Here is a 21,261-nt window from a genome sequence, read left to right as displayed (position 1 = left end):
CGTGGACGCCACGCTGACACGTCAGCGACTGCTCAGCCGCCGTGCGTGCCGTGCATCCCCGCGTGGGGGTCGGCGGGGGCCGGCAGGGGTGTGGTGCCGCGCTCGGCGAGCATCTGCGTCATCGTCGCGGACTCGGCGGACTGGGACGCGACCATGCTCTGGGCGAGCGCCCGGACCGCGGGCACCGAGGCGTCGGCGGCCCCGGCCTGCATCATCGGCAGGCCGCCCTGGTGGTGGCGCAGCATGAGCTGCAGGAACACGACGTCGAGCTCGCGCCCGGTCGCCGCGCGCAGCCGCGCGAGGTCCTCCGGGGAGGCCATGCCGGGCATCGTCGCGGTCGGCATGCCCATCCACGCCATGTACTGCCCGGCCGGCGGGGACAGCGGCCGGCCCCACAGGGTCAACCAGCCCTCCATGCGCCCGACCTGGGCGGTCTGGGTCGACTCGATGTCGAAGGCGATCTGGCGCACCTGCGGGTCGGCGGTGTTGTTCCGCGCCCACACGGCCATCTCGACCGCCTGGCCGTGGTGCACGGTCATGTCCTGCAGGAACCCGACGTCGATCGAGCCCTCGGCGGGCCCGTACGACTCGGCGGTGGAGCGGCCGAGCGCGATGCCGCCGATGACGCCGACCGCGACGAGCAGCAGCGCGAGCCCGGCGGCCACGACGACCTTGGCCCACGGCGGGCTCGCCGCCCACCACCCGCCGGAGCCGCCGTCGTCGCCCCCGTCACCGTCACCGTCGTCGTCGACGGGCGGCGGGTCGAGGCGGTCCTGATCGGTCACGGCGCTGGGCGCACTCATCCGCCGTTCCCGGCGTCGGCGCCCCGGCCGTCCATGGTCACCGCGTCCGGCGGGGGCGGGGAGGCGTCGAAGGGCGGCGGGTTGTCCGGGTCGAAGTAGCCCGGCCCGAGGGCGTCGCAGCTCGCCCCGACCTCGGGGAACGTGTACTGGTTCTGGCGCAGCGACGAGATGAACTGGTCGATCCGCGGGTCGTTCGCGTCGGCCACCTTGAGCTCGTGGCCCCACGACTGCAGCGAGATCGGCTGGTCGAGCCCGGGATAGGGCGACATCATCGTGTAGTCCTGACCCTGCACCTTCGCCGCGAGCGTCTGCAGCGCCGGCCCGGTGACCTGGTCCGGGTTGTACGCGATCCACACCGCGCCGTGCTCGAGCGAGTGGACCATGTTCTCGCTGCGCACCGGGGTCGGGTAGACGACGCCGTTGCACGCGGCCCAGTAGGCGTCGTGCGGGCCGCCGAAGGGCGGCGAGCGGTCGTAGGCGACGCGCTGCTGGGCGTTGACGTGCTGCTGGCCGGCGTACTGGCCGGTGACGATGCCCGGGATCGCGAGCGAGGGGTCGCGGTTGTCCTCGCTCGGGCGCCAGGCGCTGACCTCGCTCTCGCGCGAGAGCGCGAAGCCGATGACGACCGCGGCGAGCGCGAGCACCACGGCGACGGCGCCGATCACCAGCCACGGCACCTGGCGGCGGGTGCCGGGCGCGGGCCGCTTGCCGCGGGTGACGGGGTTCGGGCCGCGCTTCTGCCCGGGACGCTGGGCGGTGCGCTGACCCCCGCCACGCTGGCCACCACCGCGCGGGGCGTTGCCGGACCGCTGCCCGTTGCCGGACCGCTGGCCGCCCTGCGACCGTCCGTCCCGCCCGGAGCGCGAGGGTCCCGACGACCCAGAGCTCGACCCGGTCCGCCGGCCGGACCCACCACTCGCCATGGCCGCGAGTTTACGGAGGACGTCGTAGCGCGGAGGTGACGGGTGCGGCACCCCCGGGTGATCGACGCAGGGTGGGGACGCCGGAGCGAGGTCACACCGGGCGCGGTCCCTAGAATCCACGGGGTGACCCCCGCTGCCCTGGCCGACCTCCTGCACGCCGTCGCCGTGGACGTGCTCACCGAGCGCGGCCTCGACACGGCGGTGCTGCCCGAGACGGTCACGGTGGAGCGCCCGCGCAACCCCGAGCACGGCGACTACGCGACGAACATCGCGCTGCGCTCGGCGAAGAAGGCGGGGGTCGCGCCGGCGGAGCTCGCGGGCTGGCTGGCCACCCGGCTCGAGGACACGGACGGCATCGCGACCGCCGAGGTCGCGGGCCCCGGGTTCCTCAACCTGCGCCTCGCCGCCGACGCCCAGGCCGGCATCGTCGCCGCGGTGCTCGCGGCGGGCGAGGGCTACGGGCACGCCGACACGCTGACCGGGCAGGCGATCAACCTCGAGTTCGTCTCCGCCAACCCCACCGGCCCGATCCACCTCGGCGGTGCCCGCTGGGCCGCGGTCGGCGACGCGCTGGGCCGCGTGCTGGCCGCGCAGGGCGCCGCGGTCACCCGCGAGTACTACGTCAACGACGCGGGCGCGCAGATCGACCGGTTCGCCGAGTCGCTGATCGCCGCCGCCGAGGGGCGCCCGGTGCCGGAGAACGGCTACGGCGGGGCGTACGTCGGCGAGGTGGCGAAGAAGGTCGTCGAGACCGAGGAGGGCGTGCTCGACCAGCCCGACGACCAGAAGCTCGCCGCGTTCAAGCGCCTCGGCGTCGAGGTGATGCTCGACGAGATGCGCGCGAGCCTCGAGGCGTTCGGGACCCACTTCGACGTGTGGTCCTCCGAGCTCGCGCTGCACGAGTCGGGCGCGGTGGAGAAGGCGGTCCAGGACCTCAAGGACGGCGACGCGCTCTACTTCGCCGAGGGCGCGTGGTGGATGCGCTCCACCGACCAGGGCGACGACAAGGACCGGGTCGTCATCAAGTCCGACGGCCGGCCCGCCTACATCGCCGGCGACATCGCCTACTACCGCGACAAGCGGGCGCGCGGCGCCGACCTGGCGATCTACATGCTCGGCGCGGACCACCACGGCTACATCCACCGCCTCAAGGCGGTGGCGGCGGCGTTCGGGGACGACCCGGCGCGGGTCGAGGTGCTCATCGGGCAGCTGGTCAACCTGGTGCGCGGCGGCGAGCCGGTGAAGATGTCCAAGCGCGCCGGCACGATCATCACGTTGGAGGACCTCGTCGACGCGGTCGGCGTGGACGCGGCGCGCTACACGCTCGCGCGCAGCTCGGTGGACCAGGTGCTCGAGATCGACCTGGACCTCATCTCCAGCCGCACCAACGAGAACCCCGTGTTCTACGTGCAGTACGCCCACGCGCGGCTCGCGTCGCTCGCCCGCAACGCCGCCGATCTGGGCGTCTCGGCGCAGGACCCGGACCTCGCGCTGCTCACCCACCCGCGCGAGGGCGACCTCATCCGCACCCTCGGGGAGTTCCCGCGCGTGCTCGCGTCGGCCGCGGGCCTGCGCGAGCCGCACCGGGTGGCCCGCTACCTCGAGGAGCTCGCGGGCGCCTACCACCGCTTCTACGACACGTGCCGCGTCCTGCCGCAGGGCGACGAGGAGCCCGCGGGAATCCACACGGCGCGCCTCGCGCTGTGCTCTGCGGCCCGTCAGGTGCTCGCGAACGGCCTCGGCCTGCTCGGCGTCAGCGCGCCCGAGCGCATGTGATCACCACACATCCCCACGAACGAAGCTGGTTGCACCCACGATGACCCGCGCCCATCCCGCCGGGCCCCGCCACGCCGACGTCATCCCCCAGCACGAGGACGGCGCCGGCCCGCCGGACGCCGCGGCCCTGGACGTCCTGCCCGCCGCGGTCTGGCCCCGCCACGCGACCCGGGGGGACGACGGCGTCGTGCGCCTCGCCGGTGTCGACGTCACCACCCTCGCCCGGGAGCACGGCACCCCGCTGTTCGTGGTCGACGAGGCCGACTTCCGCGCGCGCTGCGCCGAGCACGCCGCCGCCTACGGCGACCCGGCGCTCGTGCACTACGCGGCCAAGGCGTTCCTGTGCACCGAGGTCGCCCGGTGGGTCGCCGACGAGGGCCTGGGCCTCGACGTCTGCACCGAGGGCGAGCTCGCGATCGCGCTGCGCGCCGGCTTCCCCGCCGAGCGGATCACCGTGCACGGCAACAACAAGAGCCGGCGCGAGCTCGCCGCGGCGCTCGACGCCGGGGTCGGAGCGATCGTGCTCGACTCCTACGTCGAGATCGCCCGCCTCGACGAGATCGCCCGCGAGCGCGACGTGCGGGCGCAGGTCATGGTGCGCGTGACCGTCGGGGTCGAGGCGCACACCCACGAGTTCATCGCGACCGCACACGAGGACCAGAAGTTCGGGTTCTCGCTGGCCGCGGGCGACGCCGCCGAGGCGGTCCGCCGGGTGCTGAAGTCGTCGGGCCTGCACCTCGTCGGCCTGCACAGCCACATCGGCTCCCAGATCTTCGACGCCGACGGCTTCGAGCTGGCCGCCCGCCGCGTCATCGGGCTGCTCGCCGAGCTGCGCGACGAGCACGGCGAGGCGATGGCCGACGCGCTCGGGACCGTGGACCTCGGCGGCGGCATGGGCATCGCCTACACGGTCGCCGACCACCCGCGCTCGCCCGCCTGGATGGCCGGCGAGCTGCGGGCGATCGTCGAGCGGGAGTCCGCGCGCGTGGGCCTCGCGCCGCCCCGGATCGCCGTCGAGCCGGGCCGCGCGATCGCCGGGCCGGGCACGGTGACCCTCTACGAGGTCGGCACGGTGAAGGACGTCGAGCTGGGCGGGGGCGCGCGGCGCCGCTACGTCAGCGTCGACGGCGGGATGAGCGACAACATCCGCACCGCGCTCTACGACGCGCACTACGACTGCCGGCTGGTGTCGCGCTCGGCGTCCGGCGCCCCGCCCGTGCGCAGCCGCGTCGTCGGCAAGCACTGCGAGTCCGGTGACGTCGTCGTGCGTGACTGCTGGCTGCCCGCGGACCTCGCCCCGGGCGACCTCCTCGCGGTCGCCGCGACGGGGGCCTACTGCTACGCGATGGCGAGCGCGTACAACAAGGTCCCGCGCCCCGCGGTCGTCGCCGTGGCGGACGGCACGTCGCGCCCGCTGCTGCGGCGCGAGACCCTCGACGACCTGGCACGGCTGGAGGTGGGGTAGGGCATGTCCTCCAACGACGGGCGCGAGATCTCGGTCGCGCTGCTCGGGTGCGGCGTCGTCGGCTCGCAGGTGGTGCGGCTGCTCACCGAGCAGGCCGACGAGCTGGCCGCGCGGATCGGGGCGCGGTTGCGGCTCGCGGGCGTGGCGGTACGTCGCCCGCAGCGGCACCCGGACGTGCCCGACGACCTGCTGACCACCGACGCCGCCGGCCTCGTGACCCGCGACGACGTCGACGTCGTCGTCGAGCTCGTCGGGGGCATCGAGCCCGTGCGCGGGCTGCTGCTCACGGCGCTGAAGAACGGCAAGTCGGTGGTGTCGGCGAACAAGGCGCTGCTCGCCGAGGACGGCGCGGCGCTCGCGGCGGCCGCCGACGAGTCCGGCGCCGACCTCTACTACGAGGCCTCGGTGGCCGGCGCCATCCCGCTGCTGCGCCCGATCCAGCAGTCGCTGGCGGGCGACCGCATCGTGCGCGTGGCCGGCATCGTCAACGGCACCACGAACTTCATCCTCTCGGCGATGGCGTCCTCCGGCGCGAACTACGCGGAGGCGCTCGAGGAGGCGGGGCGGCTGGGCTACGCCGAGGCCGATCCCACCGCCGACGTCGACGGCTACGACGCCGCGTCCAAGGCCGCGATCCTCGCGAGCCTCGCCTTCCACACCCGGGTGACCGCCGACGACGTGTACCGCGAGGGCATCCGCGACGTCACCGCCGCCGACATCGCCGCCGCGAAGGCCCTGGGCTGCACCGTCAAGCTGCTGGCGATCTGCGAGCAGACCGACGGGGCGGTGTCCGCCCGCGTGCACCCGGCGATGATCCCGCGCTCGCACCCGCTCGCGTCGGTGTCGGGCGCGTACAACGCCGTGTTCATCGAGGCGGCCGCGGCCGGGCAGCTGATGTTCTACGGCCAGGGCGCCGGCGGGCCGCAGACGGCGAGCGCGGTGCTCGGCGACCTCGTCGCCGCCGCGCGCAACCGCGTCATCGGCGGCCGCGGGCCCCGCGACACCGCGCACGCGGCCCTGCCGGTGCTGCCGATGGGGGAGACCCACACCCGCTACCACGTCGCCCTCGACGTCACCGACCGCGCGGGCGTGCTCGCGCAGGTGGCGGGGGTGTTCGCCGAGCACGGCGTCAGCATCGCGACGGTGCGCCAGGAGGGGCGGGGTGAGGCCGGGCGTGACGCGGACGATGGCGCGCCGGGCCCGAAGGACGCCACACTGGTGATCGTGACGCACTCCGCCTCCGACGCCGCCCTCGCGGCCACGGTGGAGGCGCTGACCGGCCTCGACGCCGTCCAGGGCGTCGCCGGGGTGCTGCGCGTCGAGGGGCTGGGTCGTCCGGTGACCGAGCTGGGGGGTGGATCGTGACCGGCGTGGTCCCCGGGGCCCGCGTGGAGTGGCCCGGCATCATCAACGCCTACCGCGACCGCATGCCGCGCGTGCAGCCCGGCTGGGAGGTCGTGACCCTGCGCGAGGGCGGCACCCCGCTGCTGTCCGCGCCGCACCTCTCGGAGCTCACCGGCTGCGAGGTCCACCTCAAGATCGAGGGCGCGAACCCCACCGGCTCGTTCAAGGACCGCGGCATGACCGTGGCGATGACCGAGGCGCTCGCCGGCGGCGCGCAGGCGGTCATCTGCGCCTCCACCGGCAACACCTCGGCCTCCGCGGCGGCCTACGCGACGCGCGCCGGCATGACCTGCGCGGTCCTCGTGCCCCAGGGCAAGATCGCGCTCGGCAAGCTCGCGCAGGCCACGGTGCACGGCGCGCGCATCCTGCAGCTCGAGGGCAACTTCGACGCCTGCCTGGAGCTCGCCCGCCGCGCCGCCGAGCAGTACCCGATCGCGCTGGTCAACTCGGTGAACCCGGCGCGCATCGAGGGCCAGAAGACGGCGTCGTTCGAGATCTGCGACCAGCTCGGCCGCGCGCCCGACGTCCACGCCCTGCCCGTCGGCAACGCCGGCAACATCACGGCCTATTGGCGCGGCTACACCGAGTACGCCGGCGACGGCGTCGTGGCCGGCACGCCGCGCATGTTCGGGGTGCAGGCCGCGGGTGCGGCGCCGCTCGTGCACGGGGCGCCGGTGAGCGACCCGGAGACGCTCGCGACCGCCATCCGCATCGGGTCCCCGGCCTCCTGGGACGGCGCGATCGCCGCCCGCGACGAGTCCGCCGGCGAGATCACCGCGGTGGACGACGACGCGATCATCGAGGCCTACCGCCTGCTCGCCGCCCGCGAGGGCGTGTTCGTCGAGCCGGCGTCGGCGGCCTCGGTGGCCGGGCTGCTGGCCACGGCGCGCGCCGGGCGCCTCGACACCGGCCAGCTGATCGTCTGCACGGTGACCGGTCACGGGCTCAAGGACCCGGCCACCGCGCTCGCGGACGCGTCCGACCCCGTCGTGCTCCCGCCGCACGTCGACGCCGTCGCCGACGCCCTGGGTCTGCGCTGAGCGCCGGGGCGGAGGTGGCGTCGGAGGTCACCCCTCCGGCGGGCACGGTGGTCCGCGTGCGGGTGCCGGCGACCTCGGCGAACCTCGGGCCCGGGTTCGACACCCTCGGCCTGGCCCTGGCGATGTGGGACGAGGTCGAGCTCTCGGTCGGCGAGGGCGAGCGCTGCGTCGTCGACGTCGAGGGGGAGGGCGCCGGTCGCGTGCCGCGCGACGAGCGCCACCTGGTCCTGCGCGCCGCGCACGCCACGTTCGCCCGCGCGGGCGCGCCGCGGGTGTCGCTGCGGCTGCGGTGCCGCAACGTCATCCCGCACAGCCGGGGGCTCGGGTCGTCGGCGGCGGCCGCGGTCGCCGGGATCGTCGCCGCCCGCGCGCTGCTCGCCTCGACCCACCCGCTCGACGAGGACACCGTGCTGGACCTCGCGGCGGGCTTCGACGGGCACGCCGACAACGTCGCCGCCTGCCTGTACGGCGGGCTCGTCGTCAGCTGGGGGCACGAGGGGGCGTGGCACGCCGCGCACCTCACGCCGCATCCCGCGCTGCGCCCGGTCGCGCTGATCGCGCACCGGTCGAGCTCCACCGAGGCCACCCGCGGGCTGCTGCCCGACCGCGTCCCGCACGCGGACGCGGCGTACAACGCGGCGCGCTCCGCGCTGCTCGTGCACGCCCTGACCAGTGAGCCCGAGCTGCTGCTCGCGGCCACCGAGGACCGCCTCCACCAGCCCTACCGCCGCCCCGCCTACCCGGAGACCGCGGCGGTCGTCGACCACCTGCGCGGGGCCGGCGTGCCCGCGGTGGTCTCCGGCGCAGGCCCGACGGTGCTGGCCCTGACCCTCGACGGCCACCTGCCCGCCGGGCTCGACACCACGGGCTTCACCGTCGCGCCGCTGGCTGTCGACACCGGCGGTGCGTGCGTCGAGGTCGTCTGAACCTCCGGCTCCGGCACGCGGGGGGTGGTTGTTGCCGGTGGCAGGGGCGAGGTCTACCCTGACGAACACAGCGACCACGCGTGTGGCGCGTCGGTGCCCCTGGCCCCGCGTTGCTCGGGTCCACCCTCTTCCCCAGCCGTCGGGTCGTCCCGGCGGACGGACACTCATGATCGCTGTACGAGAATTCCGCGGGCCTCCCCACTCGGGACCGACGGCTGTCGACCCTCCGGGACGGGACGGACCCGTGATCAGCCCCGCCGTGCGCGGGGCGGACACATCCGCTGGTCCGGGTGGTCCCCGGGCCGGTCAGGAAGGACCTGCGTGACCGAGACCGACGTCATCTCCACCGACGGCGCCGACGGCGCCGCGACCCCCGCGTCGGGCGGCTCTGCGCCCGAGCGGCGCCGGCGGGGAGGTGTCTCCGGCATGGTGCTCGCCGAGCTCCGCGACCTCGCGACCTCGCTCGGCGTCTCCGACACCACGGGGATGAGGCGCAACGACCTCATCGCCGAGATCAAGAAGCGGCAGTCCGGGGGCGGTGACCAGCTCCCGCTCGCCGACGACGCCGACGGCGCGTCCGGCACCGACGCCGCGACCGCGTCCACCGAGACCCCCGCCGAGACGCCGGGCGACGCCCCGGCCGAGCCGGCCGACGGCGCCCCGACCCGCCGCCGCGGCGGCCGTCGACGCGCCACCGCGGCCTCCGGGTCGCCGGCCGAGGCGAGCGAGCCGACCGCTCCCGCCGCTGCCCCCGAGCCCGCCGCCGCGACCAGCGGCGACGGTGCCGCCGCCACCGAGGCGAGCGCGGTGACCGCCGCGTCCGACGCCGTCCCCGGTGCCGAGGCCGCGGCCGCGAGCGCCACCGAGGCGCCCGCGAGCAACGAGACCCCGGGCGAGGCCCCCACCTCGTCGCGCCGTGGCCGCCGCGGTGCCCGCCGCGACGCCGGCCCCGGCGTCGAGGGCCCGTCGGACACCACCGGTCCCGGCGGCGACACGACCAGCAACGGCGCCGCCGCCCCGGCGCCCGCCGCGGCCGCCGAGGCGGAGGGCACCGCGGCCACCGGCACCACCGACGCGGCGCCGGCCACCGAGCGCCCCGACACCCGCCCCGACACCCGCCCCGACACCACGCCCGACGGCGACGGTGACGGTGACGGCGGTCAGGGCCGGTCCCGCCGCCAGCGCGAGCGCGACCGCCAGCAGGGCGACCGGCAGCAGGGTGACCGTCAGCAGAGCGACCGCCAGCAGGGCGACCGCCAGCAGGGTGACCGTCAGCAGGGTGACCGTCAGCAGGGCGGCCGGCCGGAGCAGAACGGGCAGGGCGGCCGCAACCAGCAGGACCGTCAGCAGGACCGTCAGCAGGGCGGTCAGCAGCAGACCAACCAGCGCGACGACGAGGACGACGACGAGGACGGCGGTGGCCGTCGCCGCGGCCGCCGCTTCCGCGACCGTCGTCGCAACCGCAACGACCGCGGTGAGCGCAACGAGCGCGGGCAGGGCGGCGGCGAGCCGGAGGTCCGCGACGACGACGTCCTCATCCCGGTCGCGGGCATCCTCGACGTCCTCGACAACTACGCGTTCGTGCGCACCTCGGGCTACGCGTCGGGGCCGAACGACGTCTACGTGTCGATGTCGCTGGTGCGCAAGCACGGGCTGCGCCGCGGTGACGCGGTCACCGGCCAGGTGCGCCAGCAGCGCGAGGGCGAGCAGAACCGCCAGAAGTTCAACCCGCTCGTCCGCATCGACTCGATCAACGGGCTCGACCCCGAGCAGGCCAAGCGCCGCCCGGAGTTCACCAAGCTCACGCCGCTCTACCCCAACGAGCGGCTGCGCCTCGAGACCGAGCCGCACCTGCTGACCACGCGCGTCATCGACCTGGTCATGCCGGTCGGCAAGGGTCAGCGCGCGCTGATCGTCTCGCCGCCGAAGGCCGGCAAGACGATGGTGCTGCAGGCGATCGCCAACGCGATCACCACGAACAACCCCGAGGTCCACCTCATGGTCGTGCTCGTCGACGAGCGGCCGGAGGAGGTCACCGACATGCAGCGCTCGGTGAAGGGCGAGGTCATCGCCTCGACCTTCGACCGGCCGCCGTCGGACCACACCTCGCTCTCGGAGCTGGCCATCGAGCGGGCGAAGCGCCTGGTCGAGATGGGTCACGACGTCGTGGTGCTGCTCGACTCGATCACCCGCCTCGGTCGCGCGTACAACCTCGCGGCCCCGGCGTCCGGGCGCATCCTGTCCGGTGGTGTCGACTCGACCGCCCTCTACCCGCCGAAGCGCTTCCTCGGCGCCGCGCGGAACATCGAGGACGGCGGCTCGCTCACCATCTTCGCGACGGCCCTGGTCGAGACCGGGTCGACGATGGACACGGTGATCTTCGAGGAGTTCAAGGGCACCGGCAACGCCGAGCTCAAGCTCGACCGCAAGCTCGCCGACAAGCGCATCTTCCCCGCGATCGATCCCGACCCGTCGGGCACGCGCAAGGAGGAGCTGCTGCTCTCGCCGGACGAGATGGCGGTGACCCACCGCCTGCGCCGCGTGCTGGCCGCGCTGGACTCCCAGCAGGCCATCGAGCTCGTCCTCGACCGGCTCCGCAAGAGCCGGACGAACATCGAGTTCCTCATGCAGGTCGCGAAGACGACGCCCGGCAAGGACGAGGACTAGACACCGATCGCGCGCGCCTGGAGGTAGCGAACGCGCTGTTCGCTGCCTCTAGGCGCGCAAACTCCCCGCTCGCGCCGAGCGGGCGACGGCGCGGCGGCGAGCGAACGCGTCGTTCGTGCGCCTAGAAGCACCGAACAGCGCGTTCGCTGCGGGCGGGGTTGAGTAGTTCCACGGCTGAGCCGGACCCCCGCGGCCCGCGAGGCTCCAGGGCATGACAGCCCAGCTCGGCGCTCCCGACCTGCCCGGCCCCTGGTCGGCGATCCTCGACGAGGCGCGCCGCTACCCCTCGCCGCACAACTCGCAGCCGATCACCGTGCGGGTGCACGACGGCCGGCGCGCCGACCTCTTCTACGACCTCGACCGCGGCCTGCCCGCCGAGGACTTCGGCATCCCGTTCGCGCACGTCTGCGCCGGGGTGTTCCTCGAGTCCCTGGCGACGGTGGCCGCGGCGCACGGTTGGGCGGTCCGCGAGGACCTGCGCCTCGACGCGATGGACTTCGCGTCGCCGGAGCGCCAGCACCCGCTCGGGCACCTGGAGCTCACGCCGGTCCCGGTCACGGCGGAGGCGCGCGAGCAGTGGGCGGCGTTCCGCCGGCGCCGGACCTCGCGCCGTCCGTACGACCGCCGCCCCGTCGACCCCCGGGCCACCGACGAGGTCGCCGCGATCGCCGCCGGGATGGGCCAGGAGTTCGGGCGCACCGGCGAGCAGGACCTCGTCGACGACCTCATCCGCATCAACCAGGAGACGCTGTTCGACGACCTGCGCGACGACGCCGTGCACGCGGAGATCCTCACCTGGCTCCGCACGTCGAAGCGGCAGGCCGCCGCCACCCGCGACGGCCTCTCGGCCGAGACGATGCTGATCCCCGGCCCGCTGCTGCGGATCGCGATGCGCCACCGGTGGTTGTGGGACCTGCCCGTCGTCGGGGGCCTCGTCCGCCGGGTCTACCTCTCGACGATGCGCGGGGTGCGCGAGCTGGGCTGGCTCACCGGCCCGTTCGACGGCCCCGGCCGACCACGTCGAGGCCGGGCGCTGCTTCCTGCGGGTCTGGCTCGCCCTCACCCGCCACGGCGTGGACCTGCACCCGTTCGGCACGGTGATCACCAACCCGCGCTCGCACGCCGCGTTCGTCGAGCGCACCGGCATCGACGAGTCGGGCGGCCGGATGGCGTGGATGCTCTTCCGCTACGGCACGGGCGAGACGCCGCCGCGGTCCTGGCGGCGCGGGCTGGACGCGATGCTGCTCGACACCGACGTGCCGCACGGGTCGAGCTCCGCTGCGCTGCGTCTCCCTCCGGCGGTGGCCCGGTGATGCTCCTCTGGTGGTGCCAGGAGCTCCTGGTCGACCTGCTCGGACGCTTCCCCCGCACCCACGCCCTGCTCCTCGCTCCCGGGTTCGAGCGGCTGCGCTGGTGGCTCGGGCGTCGCCGCGCCCACCGCACGTTCGCCCGCACCGTCCGGCGCGTGCCCGCCTACCGGCGCTTCCTGGCCGAGCAGGGCGCGGCGACGACGTTGCCCCGCCGCGGCGCGGACCGGGCCTTCGCGGCGCTGCCCGAGACCGACAAGCGCTCGTACATCACGCGCTACCCGATCCCGGAGCGGTGCGTGGGCGGGCGGCTGCCGCGCCGCGGGGTCGTCGTCGACGAGTCGTCCGGCTCGACGGGCACCCCGACCAGCTGGGTCCGCGGGCCGATCGAGCGGCGCGCCTCCCGCGAGGTGCTGCGCGTCGGCTTCCTGCGGCACGCGACGCCCGACCGCCCGGTGTTCGTCATCAACGCCTTCTCGCTCGGCGCCTGGGCGACCGGCATGAACGTCACCGCGGCCCTCACCCGGGTCTCGACGATCAAGTCCTGCGGGCCCGACCGCGACAAGATCATCAACACCATGCGGGAGTTCGGCACCGGCTACACCTACGTGATCACCAGTTACCCGCCCTTCCTCAAGGGCCTGCTCTCCGACGACCGGCTGGACTGGGCGGCCTACGACGTGGTCTGCGCCTTCGGCGGCGAGGGGATCAGCGAGGGGATGCGCGACCACACCCTGCGCCGGGCACGGAAGGTCGTCGGGGCCTACGGCGCCAGCGACCTGGAGATCAGCATCGCCGTCGAGACCGAGTTCACCATCGCCCTGCGCCGCGCGATCGCCGCCGACCCGGCCCTCGCGAGCGCCCTGACCCGGCAGGACGAGTACGGCGTGCTGCCCAACATCTTCCAGTTCAACCCGTACGCCTACCTCGTCGAGGAGAACGAGGCCGGCGAGCTGGTCGTCACCATCACGCGCCCGCAGAACGTCGACCCCCGCATCCGCTACAACATCCACGACCGCGGGCACGTGCTGCGGATGCGCGACGTCCTCCCGGTCCTGCGGCGCTCCGGCCTGACCGAGGTGCTCGACGAGCGGGTCCTCGACCTGCCCCTGCTGCTGCAGTACGGGCGCAGCGACCACGCCGTCGACCACAACGGCGCCGTCGTCCCGCCCGACGGGGTCCGCGACGCCGTCGCCGGCGACCCCGAGCTGGTGGCCGCCGTCGAGAACCACCGGGTGATCTCCTACGAGGACCGCGCCGGCGACCGGCAGCTGCACCTGGCCCTGCAGCTCGCCGAGGGCCGCACGCTCGCCGACCCCGCCGCGGCCGCCCACCGGCTGCTCGCCGCGATGCGCCGCGCCAACCGCGACCTCGACCACGCCGTCGCCACCGGCGCTCCGGGCACCGCGCCCACGGTCGGCATCTACCCCTTCCGGACCGGCGTCTTCGCAGGCGATGGCGCGCGGCTCAAGAACGAGTACGTGTGGCTCCTCGACGCCGACGGCGCCGAGGCGGCGGGCCTGGACGCGCAGGTGGTCGCGCCACGCGTCGCCTGAGGGCAGCTCGACCAGCCGGGAACAACCGGCCCCCCGAGCCGGTTGCACGGACCAGCGGGCGGTCCTGGAAGAATGGCCCGCACATCCGGTTCCGGTTCACCCCAGCCACGACGGCGAGACGCCGAGGGGACCCGGCGACCACGACGCGAGAGGACCACGATCCGTGAAGAGCGGCATCCACCCCGATTACCACGAGACCCAGGTGCTGTGCGGCTGCGGCAACTCGTTCACCACCCGTAGCACCAAGCCGGGCGGCAACATCACCGTCGAGATCTGCTCCGCGTGCCACCCGTTCTACACGGGCAAGCAGCGGATCATGGACACCGGTGGCCGCGTGGCCCGCTTCGAGGCCCGGTACGGCAAGCGCGCCGGCCGCAAGTAGCTCCTCCGACGCCCGTCGTCCCCGCCGATCCCGGCCGGGGGCGGCGGGCGTCGTGCCGTTCCGGGAGCTGAGCAGAGGGGAGGGGAGATGGCGTACCAGGTGGACTCGACGACCCAGGGAATGACACGGTCACCCGGGGTCACCGCGCTGCTCGAGGAGCACGCGGGCCTGGAGGCACGCCTCGCCGACCCCGACGTGCACGCCGACGCCGCGCTCGCCCGCTCGCTGGGCCGCCGGTACGCGGCGCTGTCGCCGACCGTCGCCACGGTGGGTGAGCTCAGCGCCGCCGAGGCCGACCTCGACGACGCCCGCGAGCTCGCCCGCGAGGACCCGGCGTTCGCCGCCGAGGCCACCGAGATCGAGGGCCGCGTCGAGGCGCTGCGCGCGCGCCTGGCCGAGCAGCTCGTGCCCCGGGACCCGGCCGACGCGAACGACGTCGTCGTCGAGGTGAAGTCCGGGGAGGGCGGCGAGGAGTCCGCGCTCTTCGCCGGCGACCTCCTGCGCATGTACTCCCGCTACGCCGAGCGGCGCGGCTGGAGGGTCGAGGTCCTGTCGGCGACGGAGTCCGACCTCGGCGGCTTCAAGGACGTCACCGTCACGGTGACCGCGCCGGGCAACGACCCCGAGGGCGTCTGGGCCTGGCTGAAGTACGAGGGCGGGGTGCACCGCGTCCAGCGCGTGCCCGTCACCGAGTCGCAGGGCCGCATCCACACCTCGGCGGCCGGGGTGCTCGTCTACCCCGAGGCCGAGGACGCCCCGGACGTCGAGATCGACGAGAAGGACCTGCGCGTCGACGTCTTCCGCTCCTCGGGCAAGGGCGGGCAGGGCGTCAACACCACCGACTCCGCGGTGCGGATCACCCACCTGCCGACCGGCGTGGTCGTGAGCTGCCAGAACGAGCGCTCGCAGCTGCAGAACAAGGCGCGCGCCCTCGAGGTGCTGCGCAGTCGGCTGCAGGCCATGGCCGACGAGGCCGAGCAGGCGCAGGCGTCGGCGGAACGGCGCAGCCAGGTCCGCACGGTCGACCGCTCCGAGCGCGTGCGCACCTACAACTTCCCCGAGAACCGGATCTCCGACCACCGCATCGGGTACAAGTCGCACGACCTCGACCGGGTCCTCGACGGCGACCTCGACGGCGTGCTCGACGCCCTGCGCGCCGCCGATCGCAGCGAGCGGATGGCCCGCGCCGCCGACGAGGCCTCCTCCTGAGCGTGCGCGACCTGGTCACGGCGGCCGCCGCGCGGCTGGCCGAGGCCGGGGTCGCCTCGCCCCGGGTCGACGCGGAGCTGCTGGTCGCCCACGTCCTCGGCGTCCCGCGCGGGCGCCTGCCGCTCGCCGACCCGCCCGACGCGGCGCAGCGCGGGGCCCTCGACGCCCTCGTCGCGCGCCGGGCCGCCCGCGAGCCGCTCCAGCACCTGCTCGGATCCGCGGTGCTCGGCCCGGTCGAGGTGGCCGTCGGCCCCGGGGTGTTCGTGCCGCGGCCGGAGACCGAGACGCTGCTGGCCTGGGCGCTCGAGCAGCCCGCGGACGTCGTCGTCGACCTCTGTACCGGCACCGGCGCGCTGGCGCTGGCCATCGCCCGCGAACGCCCGGCCGCGACCGTGCACGCCGTCGAGGTCGACCCCGGCGCGCTGCCCTGGGCGGAGCGCAACCTCGCCGGCTCGGGTGTCGTGCTGCACGCCGCCGACGTCACCGCCCCCGGGGTCCTCGCCGGGCTCGACGGGACCGTGGACCTCGTCGTCGCCAACCCGCCCTACGTGCCCACCGGGGTGGCCGTGCCCCCCGAGGTCGACGCCGACCCCGCCGGCGCGGTGTTCGCCGGGCCCGACGGGCTCGCGGTCATCCGCCCCCTCACCGCCCTGGCCCACCGGCTGCTGCGGCCCGGGGGAGCAGTGGGGGTCGAGCACGACGACTCCCACCCGGCCGCCGTGCGCGACGTGCTCGCCGGCGCCGGGTTCGCCGAGGTCAGGACCCTGACCGATCTCGCGGGACGCCCGCGCGTGGCCGTCGGGCACCGGGCCTAGGCTCGCTCCCCGTGGCGACCGTGTACGACTGCGAGGACCCCGCGTTGCGACCCCAGGGGCTGGCGGCCGCCGCCGCGGCCGTCCGCGCGGGGCGGCTCGTGGTGATCCCGACCGACACGCTCTACGGCATCGGCGCGGACGCGTTCAACGCCCGCGCGGTCGCCGACCTGCTCGCCGCCAAGCACCGCGGCCCGGACATGCCCCTGGGCGTGCTCGTCGGCAGCTGGTCGACCATCGACGGGCTCGTCGGCTCCGTGCCGCCCGTGGCGCGCGACCTCGTCGAGGCGTTCTGGCCGGGCGGGCTGTCGATCGTCCTGCCCCATGCGCCGAGCCTCGCCTGGGACCTCGGCACGACGCGCGGCACCGTGATGCTGCGGATGCCGCTGCACCCGGTGGCCCTCGAGCTGCTGCGCGAGGTCGGGCCCATGGCCCAGAGCAGCGCGAACGTCTCCGGGCAGCCGCCCGCGACGACGGTGCAGGAGGCCCGTGACCAGCTCGGGGACTCCGTGGAGGTCTACCTCGACGGCGGGGTCTGCGCGTCCGGCGTGGGCTCGACGATCGTCGACCTCACCGGCGAGACGCCCCGCCTGCGCCGCGAGGGCGCGGTGAGCGCCGAGGACGTGTCCCGCGTCGTCGGCGTCCCGGTCACCCTGTGAGCTAGCTACCACGGGGGCAGCCCGCGCCGGTGAAGGGCCGGTAACGTGGGCCGACATGGCAGCCGACTCGCAGCACTTCTGGGGCCCGGACTACGACGCCCTCCAGGCCGTCGACCCCGAGATCGCCCAGGTCGTCGACGACGAGCTCGCCCGGCTGCGCGGAGGGCTCCAGCTCATCGCCAGCGAGAACCTCACCAGCCCCGCCGTGCTCGCCGCGCTCGGCTCGACGCTGTCGAACAAGTACGCCGAGGGCTACCCCGGCCGGCGCTACTACGGCGGCTGCGAGGTCGTCGACCGCGCCGAGGAGATCGCCATCGACCGGGCGAAGACCCTCTTCGGCGCCGAGCACGCGAACCTCCAGCCGCACTCGGGCGCCAACGCCAACCTCGCGGTGTACGCGGCCTTCTGCCAGCCGGGCGACAAGGTGCTGGCCATGAGCCTGCCCCACGGCGGCCACCTCACCCACGGCGCCAAGGTCAGCTTCTCGGGCAAGTGGTTCGAGCCGGTGCCCTACACCGTCCGCGAGGACGACGGGCTCATCGACTACGACCAGGTGCGCGACCTGGCCCTCGAGCACCGCCCGAAGATGATCGTCGCGGGCGCCACCGCCTACCCGCGCCTCATCGACTTCGAGAAGTTCCGCGCCATCGCCGACGAGGCCGGCGCGATCCTCTGGGTCGACGCCGCGCACTTCATCGGCCTCGTCGCCGGCAAGGCGATCCCCAGCCCCGTCCCGTACGCCGACGTCGTCACCTTCACGACGCACAAGGTCCTGCGCGGCCCCCGGGGCGGCATGCTCGTCTCGAAGGCCGAGCACGCGAAGGCGCTGGACAAGGCCGTGTTCCCGTTCCTGCAGGGCGGCCCGCTCATGCACGCGGTGGCCGGCAAGGCCGTCGCGCTCGCCGAGGCCGCCACCGAGGACTACCAGCGCTACGCGCGCCAGGTCATCGCGAACGCGCAGGCGCTCACCTCCGCGCTCGAGTCCCAGGGCATGCGCGCGATCTCGGGCGGCACCGACACCCACCTCGCCCTGCTCGACCTGCAGCCGCTCGGGGTCACCGGCAAGGAGGCCGAGGCCCGCAGCGGGTTGGCCGGGATCACGCTGAACAAGAACGCGATCCCGTACGACCCCCAGCCGCCGATGACCGCGTCGGGCATTCGCGTCGGCTCGCCCTCGATCACCACGCAGGGCATGACCGAGAACGAGATGGGCGACGTCGCGCGTCTCATCGCCTCCGCGGTGACCGCCGACGAGACCTCCGAGTCGGGCAAGCAGACCCTCGCGGACGTGCGCGAGGAGGTCGGGAACCTCGTGTCGCGGTTCCCCGCGTACGCCCGGTAAGCCCCGACACGGCCCGGCTCCCCCATCGGCGTGCTCCCCTGACCGCTTCGCGGGTGGCGCTGGGTCTACCCTCGGACTCCGTGGGCCCGTCACCGGACTTCGCCCCGATGGGGCTGCCGATCCGGGAGTACCTCCTGGTCGGGCTGTCCGCCGCGGTCGTCACGTACCTGCTGACCGGCCTGGTCCGACGGTTCGCGCTGCGCGTCGGGGCGATCGCCGTCCCGCGCGGGCGCGACGTGCACACCATCCCGATCCCGCGCCTCGGCGGCGTCGCCATCTACCTCGGCGTCGTCGGGGGCGTGTTCGTCGCCTCGCAGCTGCCGGTGCTGCGCCGCGCCTTCGACTACTCGAACGAGACCGTCGCCGTGCTCGTCGCGGGCGGGGTGATCGTGGTGGTCGGGGCGCTCGACGACCGGTTCGGCCTCGACGCGCTGACCAAGCTCGCCGGGCAGGCCACCGCGGCGGGCGTGCTCGTGCTCATGGGCGTGCAGTGGACCGCGGTGTACCTGCCCTGGGGCGGCACCGGCGGCAGTACCGGCTCGGTGCTGCTGCTCGGCCAGGACCAGGGCGTGCTCATCACCGTCTTCCTGTGCGTCCTGCTGGTCAACGCGATGAACTTCGTCGACGGCCTCGACGGGCTCGCCGCCGGCATCGGCACCATCGCCGCCACCGCGACCTGCGCGTTCGCACTCGGGCTCCTCGGCCAGCAGGGCGGCGACGTCAACGCCTACCCGCCCGCGCTCATCGCCGCGGTCCTCGCCGGGGCGTGCGCGGGGTTCCTGCCCCACAACTTCCAGCCCGCGCGCCTGTTCATGGGCGACTCGGGCTCGATGTTCATCGGGCTGACGCTCGCCGCGGCCACCACCACCGCGTCGGGCCGCACCAACTACTCGACCACCGGCGCCACCGGCGCCCTCGCGCTGGTCACGCCCCTGATCGTCGTCGCCGCGGTGGTCTTCGTGCCGCTGCTCGACCTGCTGCTCGCGGTCATCCGCCGCACCCGCGCGGGCACCAGCCCGTTCGCGCCGGACAAGATGCACCTGCACCACCGGCTGCTCGAGATCGGCCACTCCCAGCGCCGCGCCGTGCTGCTCATCTACCTGTGGGCCGGCGTGCTGGCGTTCGGGGCGGTCGCGCTCGCGCTCGTCGACAACGCGTTCCTGGTGGTCTGGATGGTGACCGCCGGCGTGCTCGTCGCCGTGCTCGCCTCCGCCGTGCCGCGCCTGCGCGCCCGTGCCTGACCCCGCGCTCCCCGCGCCCCACCCGATCGAGGACCCGCCATGACCAGCCCCGACAGCCCCAACAGCGCCGACAGCCCCCGCCCCACCCCCGCGGGCACGCCCCACGCCACCCCGGCGACCACCGCCCAGGTCCTCGAGGCCAGCAGCGCCATGCTGCGCGGGGGCCTGTGGCCCGCGGTCGTCGTCGCCGTGCTCGCCGCGGTGGTCGCGGGCCTGCTCGCGGGCGTCACCGGGGTGGTCGCGGCCGTCGTCGGCGCGGTCGTCGTCATCGGCGTCTGCTCGCTCGGGCCGCTGGTGATGCGCTGGACCGCGGCCGCCGACCCGATGGTCGTCATGGCCGCGGCGCTCGTGAGCATGATGGGCAAGCTCGGCCTGCTGCTCGTGGTCTTCCTGGTGCTGCAGGCGCTCGAGGTCGTCGACACCCGCATCGCCGCGCTCGCGCTGGGGCCGACGGCGATCGCCTTCATCGTCGGCGAGGTCATCGCGTACGCCCGCAAGCCCGGACCCACCATCGCGGTCTGACCGGGCGCGTCACGGTCCCCCGACCAGGGGTGTGGCCTCCGACGACCCGTAGTGGACTGTGACGAACCTGCTGATATGGTGCGCCTCGATGGCGCAGGACAGCCTCCGCGGAGATGCGGGACGCACCCCCGCGCAGGGGTCCGACCACTCGCCGTCGGAGGCATGGACGGTCCTCTCCCACCTGATCACCGGATTCCTGGTGTTCGGCGGGCTGGGATGGGTACTCGACGCCCTGCTCGAGACGCGGTGGTTCCTCCTCATCGGTCTGTTGGCCGGTGGGGCTGCCTCCTTCGCGTTGATCTACATCCGATACCTTTACGTCCCCCCCGACCCCCCTCGCCCCGGTGGACCCGCCGGCCCGGAGGACCGGAAGGAGCAGCACGGGTGATCTCGTCGTTGTGGACGCAGGCTCCGGCGCCGCCGGTCCCGCCCGGCACCCCGGCGGAGGGCTTCAAGGCGCCCGGCGTCGAGGACTTCAACATCCCGCCCATCTTCGAGGGCGTCCCGGTCCTCGAGTGGTTCGACAAGCCCTCGATCCAGCTGATCCTCGCCGCGCTCATCGTCTACGGGTTCTTCGCCGTGGCGACGAAGGCGCCGTCGATCATCCCGGGACGCATGCAGTTCCTCGCCGAGAAGTTCCAGGGCCTGGTCCGCGACCAGATCGCGCGCGACAACATCGGCCCGGACTTCCGCAAGTACGTCCCGTACCTGGTGGCGCTCTTCGCGTTCATCCTCGTGAACAACGTGTTCGGGATCTTCCCGTTCATCCAGTTCCCGACGTTCTCCCACCCCGGCATGGCGTACGCGCTCGCCGCCGTGACCTGGGTGATCTACAACTACGTCGGCATCCGCAAGCAGGGGTTCGGCGGCTACATCAAGCTCCAGACCTGGCCGCCGGGCGTGCCGGGCTGGGTCCGCGTGATCCTGACCCCGATCGAGTTCCTCTCGAACTTCATCCTGCGTCCCGTCACGCTCTCGCTGCGGTTGTTCGGCAACATGCTGGCCGGCCACCTGCTGCTGCTGGTCTTCATCTTCGGCGGCGAGTACATGCTCACCGTCGCGGACTCGCTCGTGCTGAACGTCCTGTCGCCGTTCGCGTTCGCCTTCGCGATCGTCATGACGTTCTTCGAGGCCTTCATCCAGGTGGTGCAGGCCTACATCTTCACGATCCTCACCGCGTCGTACATCGGTGCGTCGCTGGCCGACGAGCACTAGTCGCCGCAACCA

Annotated in this window: 18 protein-coding genes; 16 read left to right on the top strand and 2 right to left on the bottom strand. The window is 74.3% G+C overall.

Features of this window, described 5'->3' with window-relative positions; translation table 11 throughout:
• Positions 1-32 precede the first annotated feature (32 nt).
• On the bottom strand, positions 33-803 hold the full coding sequence (locus tag PGB27_RS20480) for a DUF305 domain-containing protein (RefSeq protein ID WP_274202252.1): 771 nt from the start codon (positions 801-803) through the stop codon (positions 33-35).
• Positions 800-1,726, bottom strand: a complete 927-nt coding sequence (locus tag PGB27_RS20475; RefSeq protein WP_408630101.1) for a DUF3105 domain-containing protein — start codon at positions 1,724-1,726, stop codon at positions 800-802. The genes PGB27_RS20480 and PGB27_RS20475 overlap by 4 nt, the downstream gene beginning before the upstream one ends.
• Positions 1,727-1,849: 123 nt before the next feature.
• On the opposite strand from PGB27_RS20475, the gene argS reads away from it, so the two are divergent.
• The 16 genes from argS (at position 1,850) to atpB (ending at position 21,249) form a co-directional block, all read left to right on the top strand.
• Positions 1,850-3,502 (top strand): arginine--tRNA ligase, encoded by a 1,653-nt coding sequence (gene argS, locus PGB27_RS20470; protein WP_274202251.1) that lies wholly within the window; start codon positions 1,850-1,852, stop codon positions 3,500-3,502.
• A gap of 40 nt (positions 3,503-3,542) precedes the next feature.
• The gene (gene lysA / locus PGB27_RS20465; protein WP_274202250.1) at positions 3,543-4,967 is read left to right on the top strand and encodes a diaminopimelate decarboxylase; all 1,425 of its coding nucleotides are present in this window, start codon (positions 3,543-3,545) and stop codon (positions 4,965-4,967) included.
• 3 nt (positions 4,968-4,970) lie between these two features.
• Positions 4,971-6,332: a homoserine dehydrogenase gene (locus PGB27_RS20460; RefSeq protein ID WP_274202249.1), complete on the top strand. Its 1,362-nt coding sequence runs from the start codon at positions 4,971-4,973 to the stop codon at positions 6,330-6,332.
• 62 nt (positions 6,333-6,394) lie between these two features.
• Positions 6,395-7,411, top strand: a complete 1,017-nt coding sequence (gene thrC / locus PGB27_RS20455; RefSeq protein WP_274202414.1) for a threonine synthase — start codon at positions 6,395-6,397, stop codon at positions 7,409-7,411.
• A 56-nt stretch (positions 7,412-7,467) separates the two neighbouring features.
• Positions 7,468-8,337, top strand: a complete 870-nt coding sequence (thrB, locus tag PGB27_RS20450) for a homoserine kinase (protein ID WP_274202248.1) — start codon at positions 7,468-7,470, stop codon at positions 8,335-8,337.
• A gap of 426 nt (positions 8,338-8,763) precedes the next feature.
• Positions 8,764-11,004, top strand: coding sequence for a transcription termination factor Rho (gene rho, locus PGB27_RS20445; protein WP_274202413.1), 2,241 nt, complete (start codon positions 8,764-8,766; stop codon positions 11,002-11,004).
• Positions 11,005-11,215: 211 nt separating this feature from the next.
• Positions 11,216-13,867, top strand: a complete 2,652-nt coding sequence (locus PGB27_RS20440; protein ID WP_274202247.1) for a phenylacetate--CoA ligase family protein — start codon at positions 11,216-11,218, stop codon at positions 13,865-13,867.
• Positions 13,868-14,030: 163 nt separating this feature from the next.
• Complete coding sequence (rpmE, locus tag PGB27_RS20435; protein WP_274202246.1) at positions 14,031-14,249, top strand: 50S ribosomal protein L31; 219 nt, start codon at positions 14,031-14,033, stop codon at positions 14,247-14,249.
• An 87-nt stretch (positions 14,250-14,336) separates the two neighbouring features.
• Positions 14,337-15,458 carry a peptide chain release factor 1 gene (gene prfA / locus PGB27_RS20430; protein ID WP_274202245.1) on the top strand — a complete coding sequence of 374 codons (1,122 nt, stop codon included), beginning with the start codon at positions 14,337-14,339 and terminating at the stop codon, positions 15,456-15,458.
• Positions 15,455-16,273, top strand: a complete 819-nt coding sequence (gene prmC / locus PGB27_RS20425; protein ID WP_408630105.1) for a peptide chain release factor N(5)-glutamine methyltransferase — start codon at positions 15,455-15,457, stop codon at positions 16,271-16,273. Before prfA ends, prmC begins: the two co-directional genes overlap by 4 nt.
• A gap of 11 nt (positions 16,274-16,284) precedes the next feature.
• Complete coding sequence (locus tag PGB27_RS20420) at positions 16,285-16,929, top strand: L-threonylcarbamoyladenylate synthase (RefSeq protein ID WP_274202243.1); 645 nt, start codon at positions 16,285-16,287, stop codon at positions 16,927-16,929.
• A gap of 55 nt (positions 16,930-16,984) precedes the next feature.
• On the top strand, positions 16,985-18,271 hold the full coding sequence (locus PGB27_RS20415) for a serine hydroxymethyltransferase (RefSeq protein ID WP_274202242.1): 1,287 nt from the start codon (positions 16,985-16,987) through the stop codon (positions 18,269-18,271).
• Positions 18,272-18,378: 107 nt separating this feature from the next.
• A complete protein-coding gene (locus PGB27_RS20410) occupies positions 18,379-19,512 on the top strand; it encodes a glycosyltransferase family 4 protein (RefSeq protein WP_274202412.1) in 1,134 nt (377 codons plus the stop codon).
• A gap of 39 nt (positions 19,513-19,551) precedes the next feature.
• Positions 19,552-20,034, top strand: coding sequence for a hypothetical protein (locus tag PGB27_RS20405; RefSeq protein ID WP_274202241.1), 483 nt, complete (start codon positions 19,552-19,554; stop codon positions 20,032-20,034).
• Positions 20,035-20,122: 88 nt separating this feature from the next.
• Positions 20,123-20,422: an AtpZ/AtpI family protein gene (locus PGB27_RS20400; protein WP_274202240.1), complete on the top strand. Its 300-nt coding sequence runs from the start codon at positions 20,123-20,125 to the stop codon at positions 20,420-20,422.
• Entirely contained in the window at positions 20,419-21,249 is an 831-nt protein-coding gene (gene atpB, locus PGB27_RS20395) for a F0F1 ATP synthase subunit A (protein ID WP_274202239.1), read from the top strand. Before PGB27_RS20400 ends, atpB begins: the two co-directional genes overlap by 4 nt.
• Positions 21,250-21,261 lie beyond the last annotated feature (12 nt).

It is taken from the genome of Actinomycetospora lemnae (genome assembly GCF_028737315.1).
Taxonomy (GTDB): Bacteria; Actinomycetota; Actinomycetes; order Mycobacteriales; family Pseudonocardiaceae; genus Actinomycetospora; species Actinomycetospora lemnae.
Note: the sequence above shows the minus strand (reverse complement) of the source record. Positions and strands in the feature narration are given on the sequence as shown.

Coding starts and splice junctions, on each gene's coding strand:
- PGB27_RS20480 (WP_274202252.1), bottom strand. CDS start 803: ATGAGTGCGCCCAGCGCCGTGACCGATCAGGACCGCCTCGACCCGCCG.
- PGB27_RS20475 (WP_408630101.1), bottom strand. CDS start 1,726: ATGGCGAGTGGTGGGTCCGGCCGGCGGACCGGGTCGAGCTCTGGGTCG.
- lysA (WP_274202250.1), top strand. CDS start 3,543: ATGACCCGCGCCCATCCCGCCGGGCCCCGCCACGCCGACGTCATCCCC.
- PGB27_RS20460 (WP_274202249.1), top strand. CDS start 4,971: ATGTCCTCCAACGACGGGCGCGAGATCTCGGTCGCGCTGCTCGGGTGC.
- thrC (WP_274202414.1), top strand. CDS start 6,395: ATGCCGCGCGTGCAGCCCGGCTGGGAGGTCGTGACCCTGCGCGAGGGC.
- rho (WP_274202413.1), top strand. CDS start 8,764: ATGGTGCTCGCCGAGCTCCGCGACCTCGCGACCTCGCTCGGCGTCTCC.
- PGB27_RS20440 (WP_274202247.1), top strand. CDS start 11,216: ATGACAGCCCAGCTCGGCGCTCCCGACCTGCCCGGCCCCTGGTCGGCG.
- prfA (WP_274202245.1), top strand. CDS start 14,337: ATGGCGTACCAGGTGGACTCGACGACCCAGGGAATGACACGGTCACCC.
- PGB27_RS20415 (WP_274202242.1), top strand. CDS start 16,985: ATGGCAGCCGACTCGCAGCACTTCTGGGGCCCGGACTACGACGCCCTC.
- PGB27_RS20410 (WP_274202412.1), top strand. CDS start 18,379: ATGGGGCTGCCGATCCGGGAGTACCTCCTGGTCGGGCTGTCCGCCGCG.
- PGB27_RS20405 (WP_274202241.1), top strand. CDS start 19,552: ATGACCAGCCCCGACAGCCCCAACAGCGCCGACAGCCCCCGCCCCACC.
- PGB27_RS20400 (WP_274202240.1), top strand. CDS start 20,123: ATGGCGCAGGACAGCCTCCGCGGAGATGCGGGACGCACCCCCGCGCAG.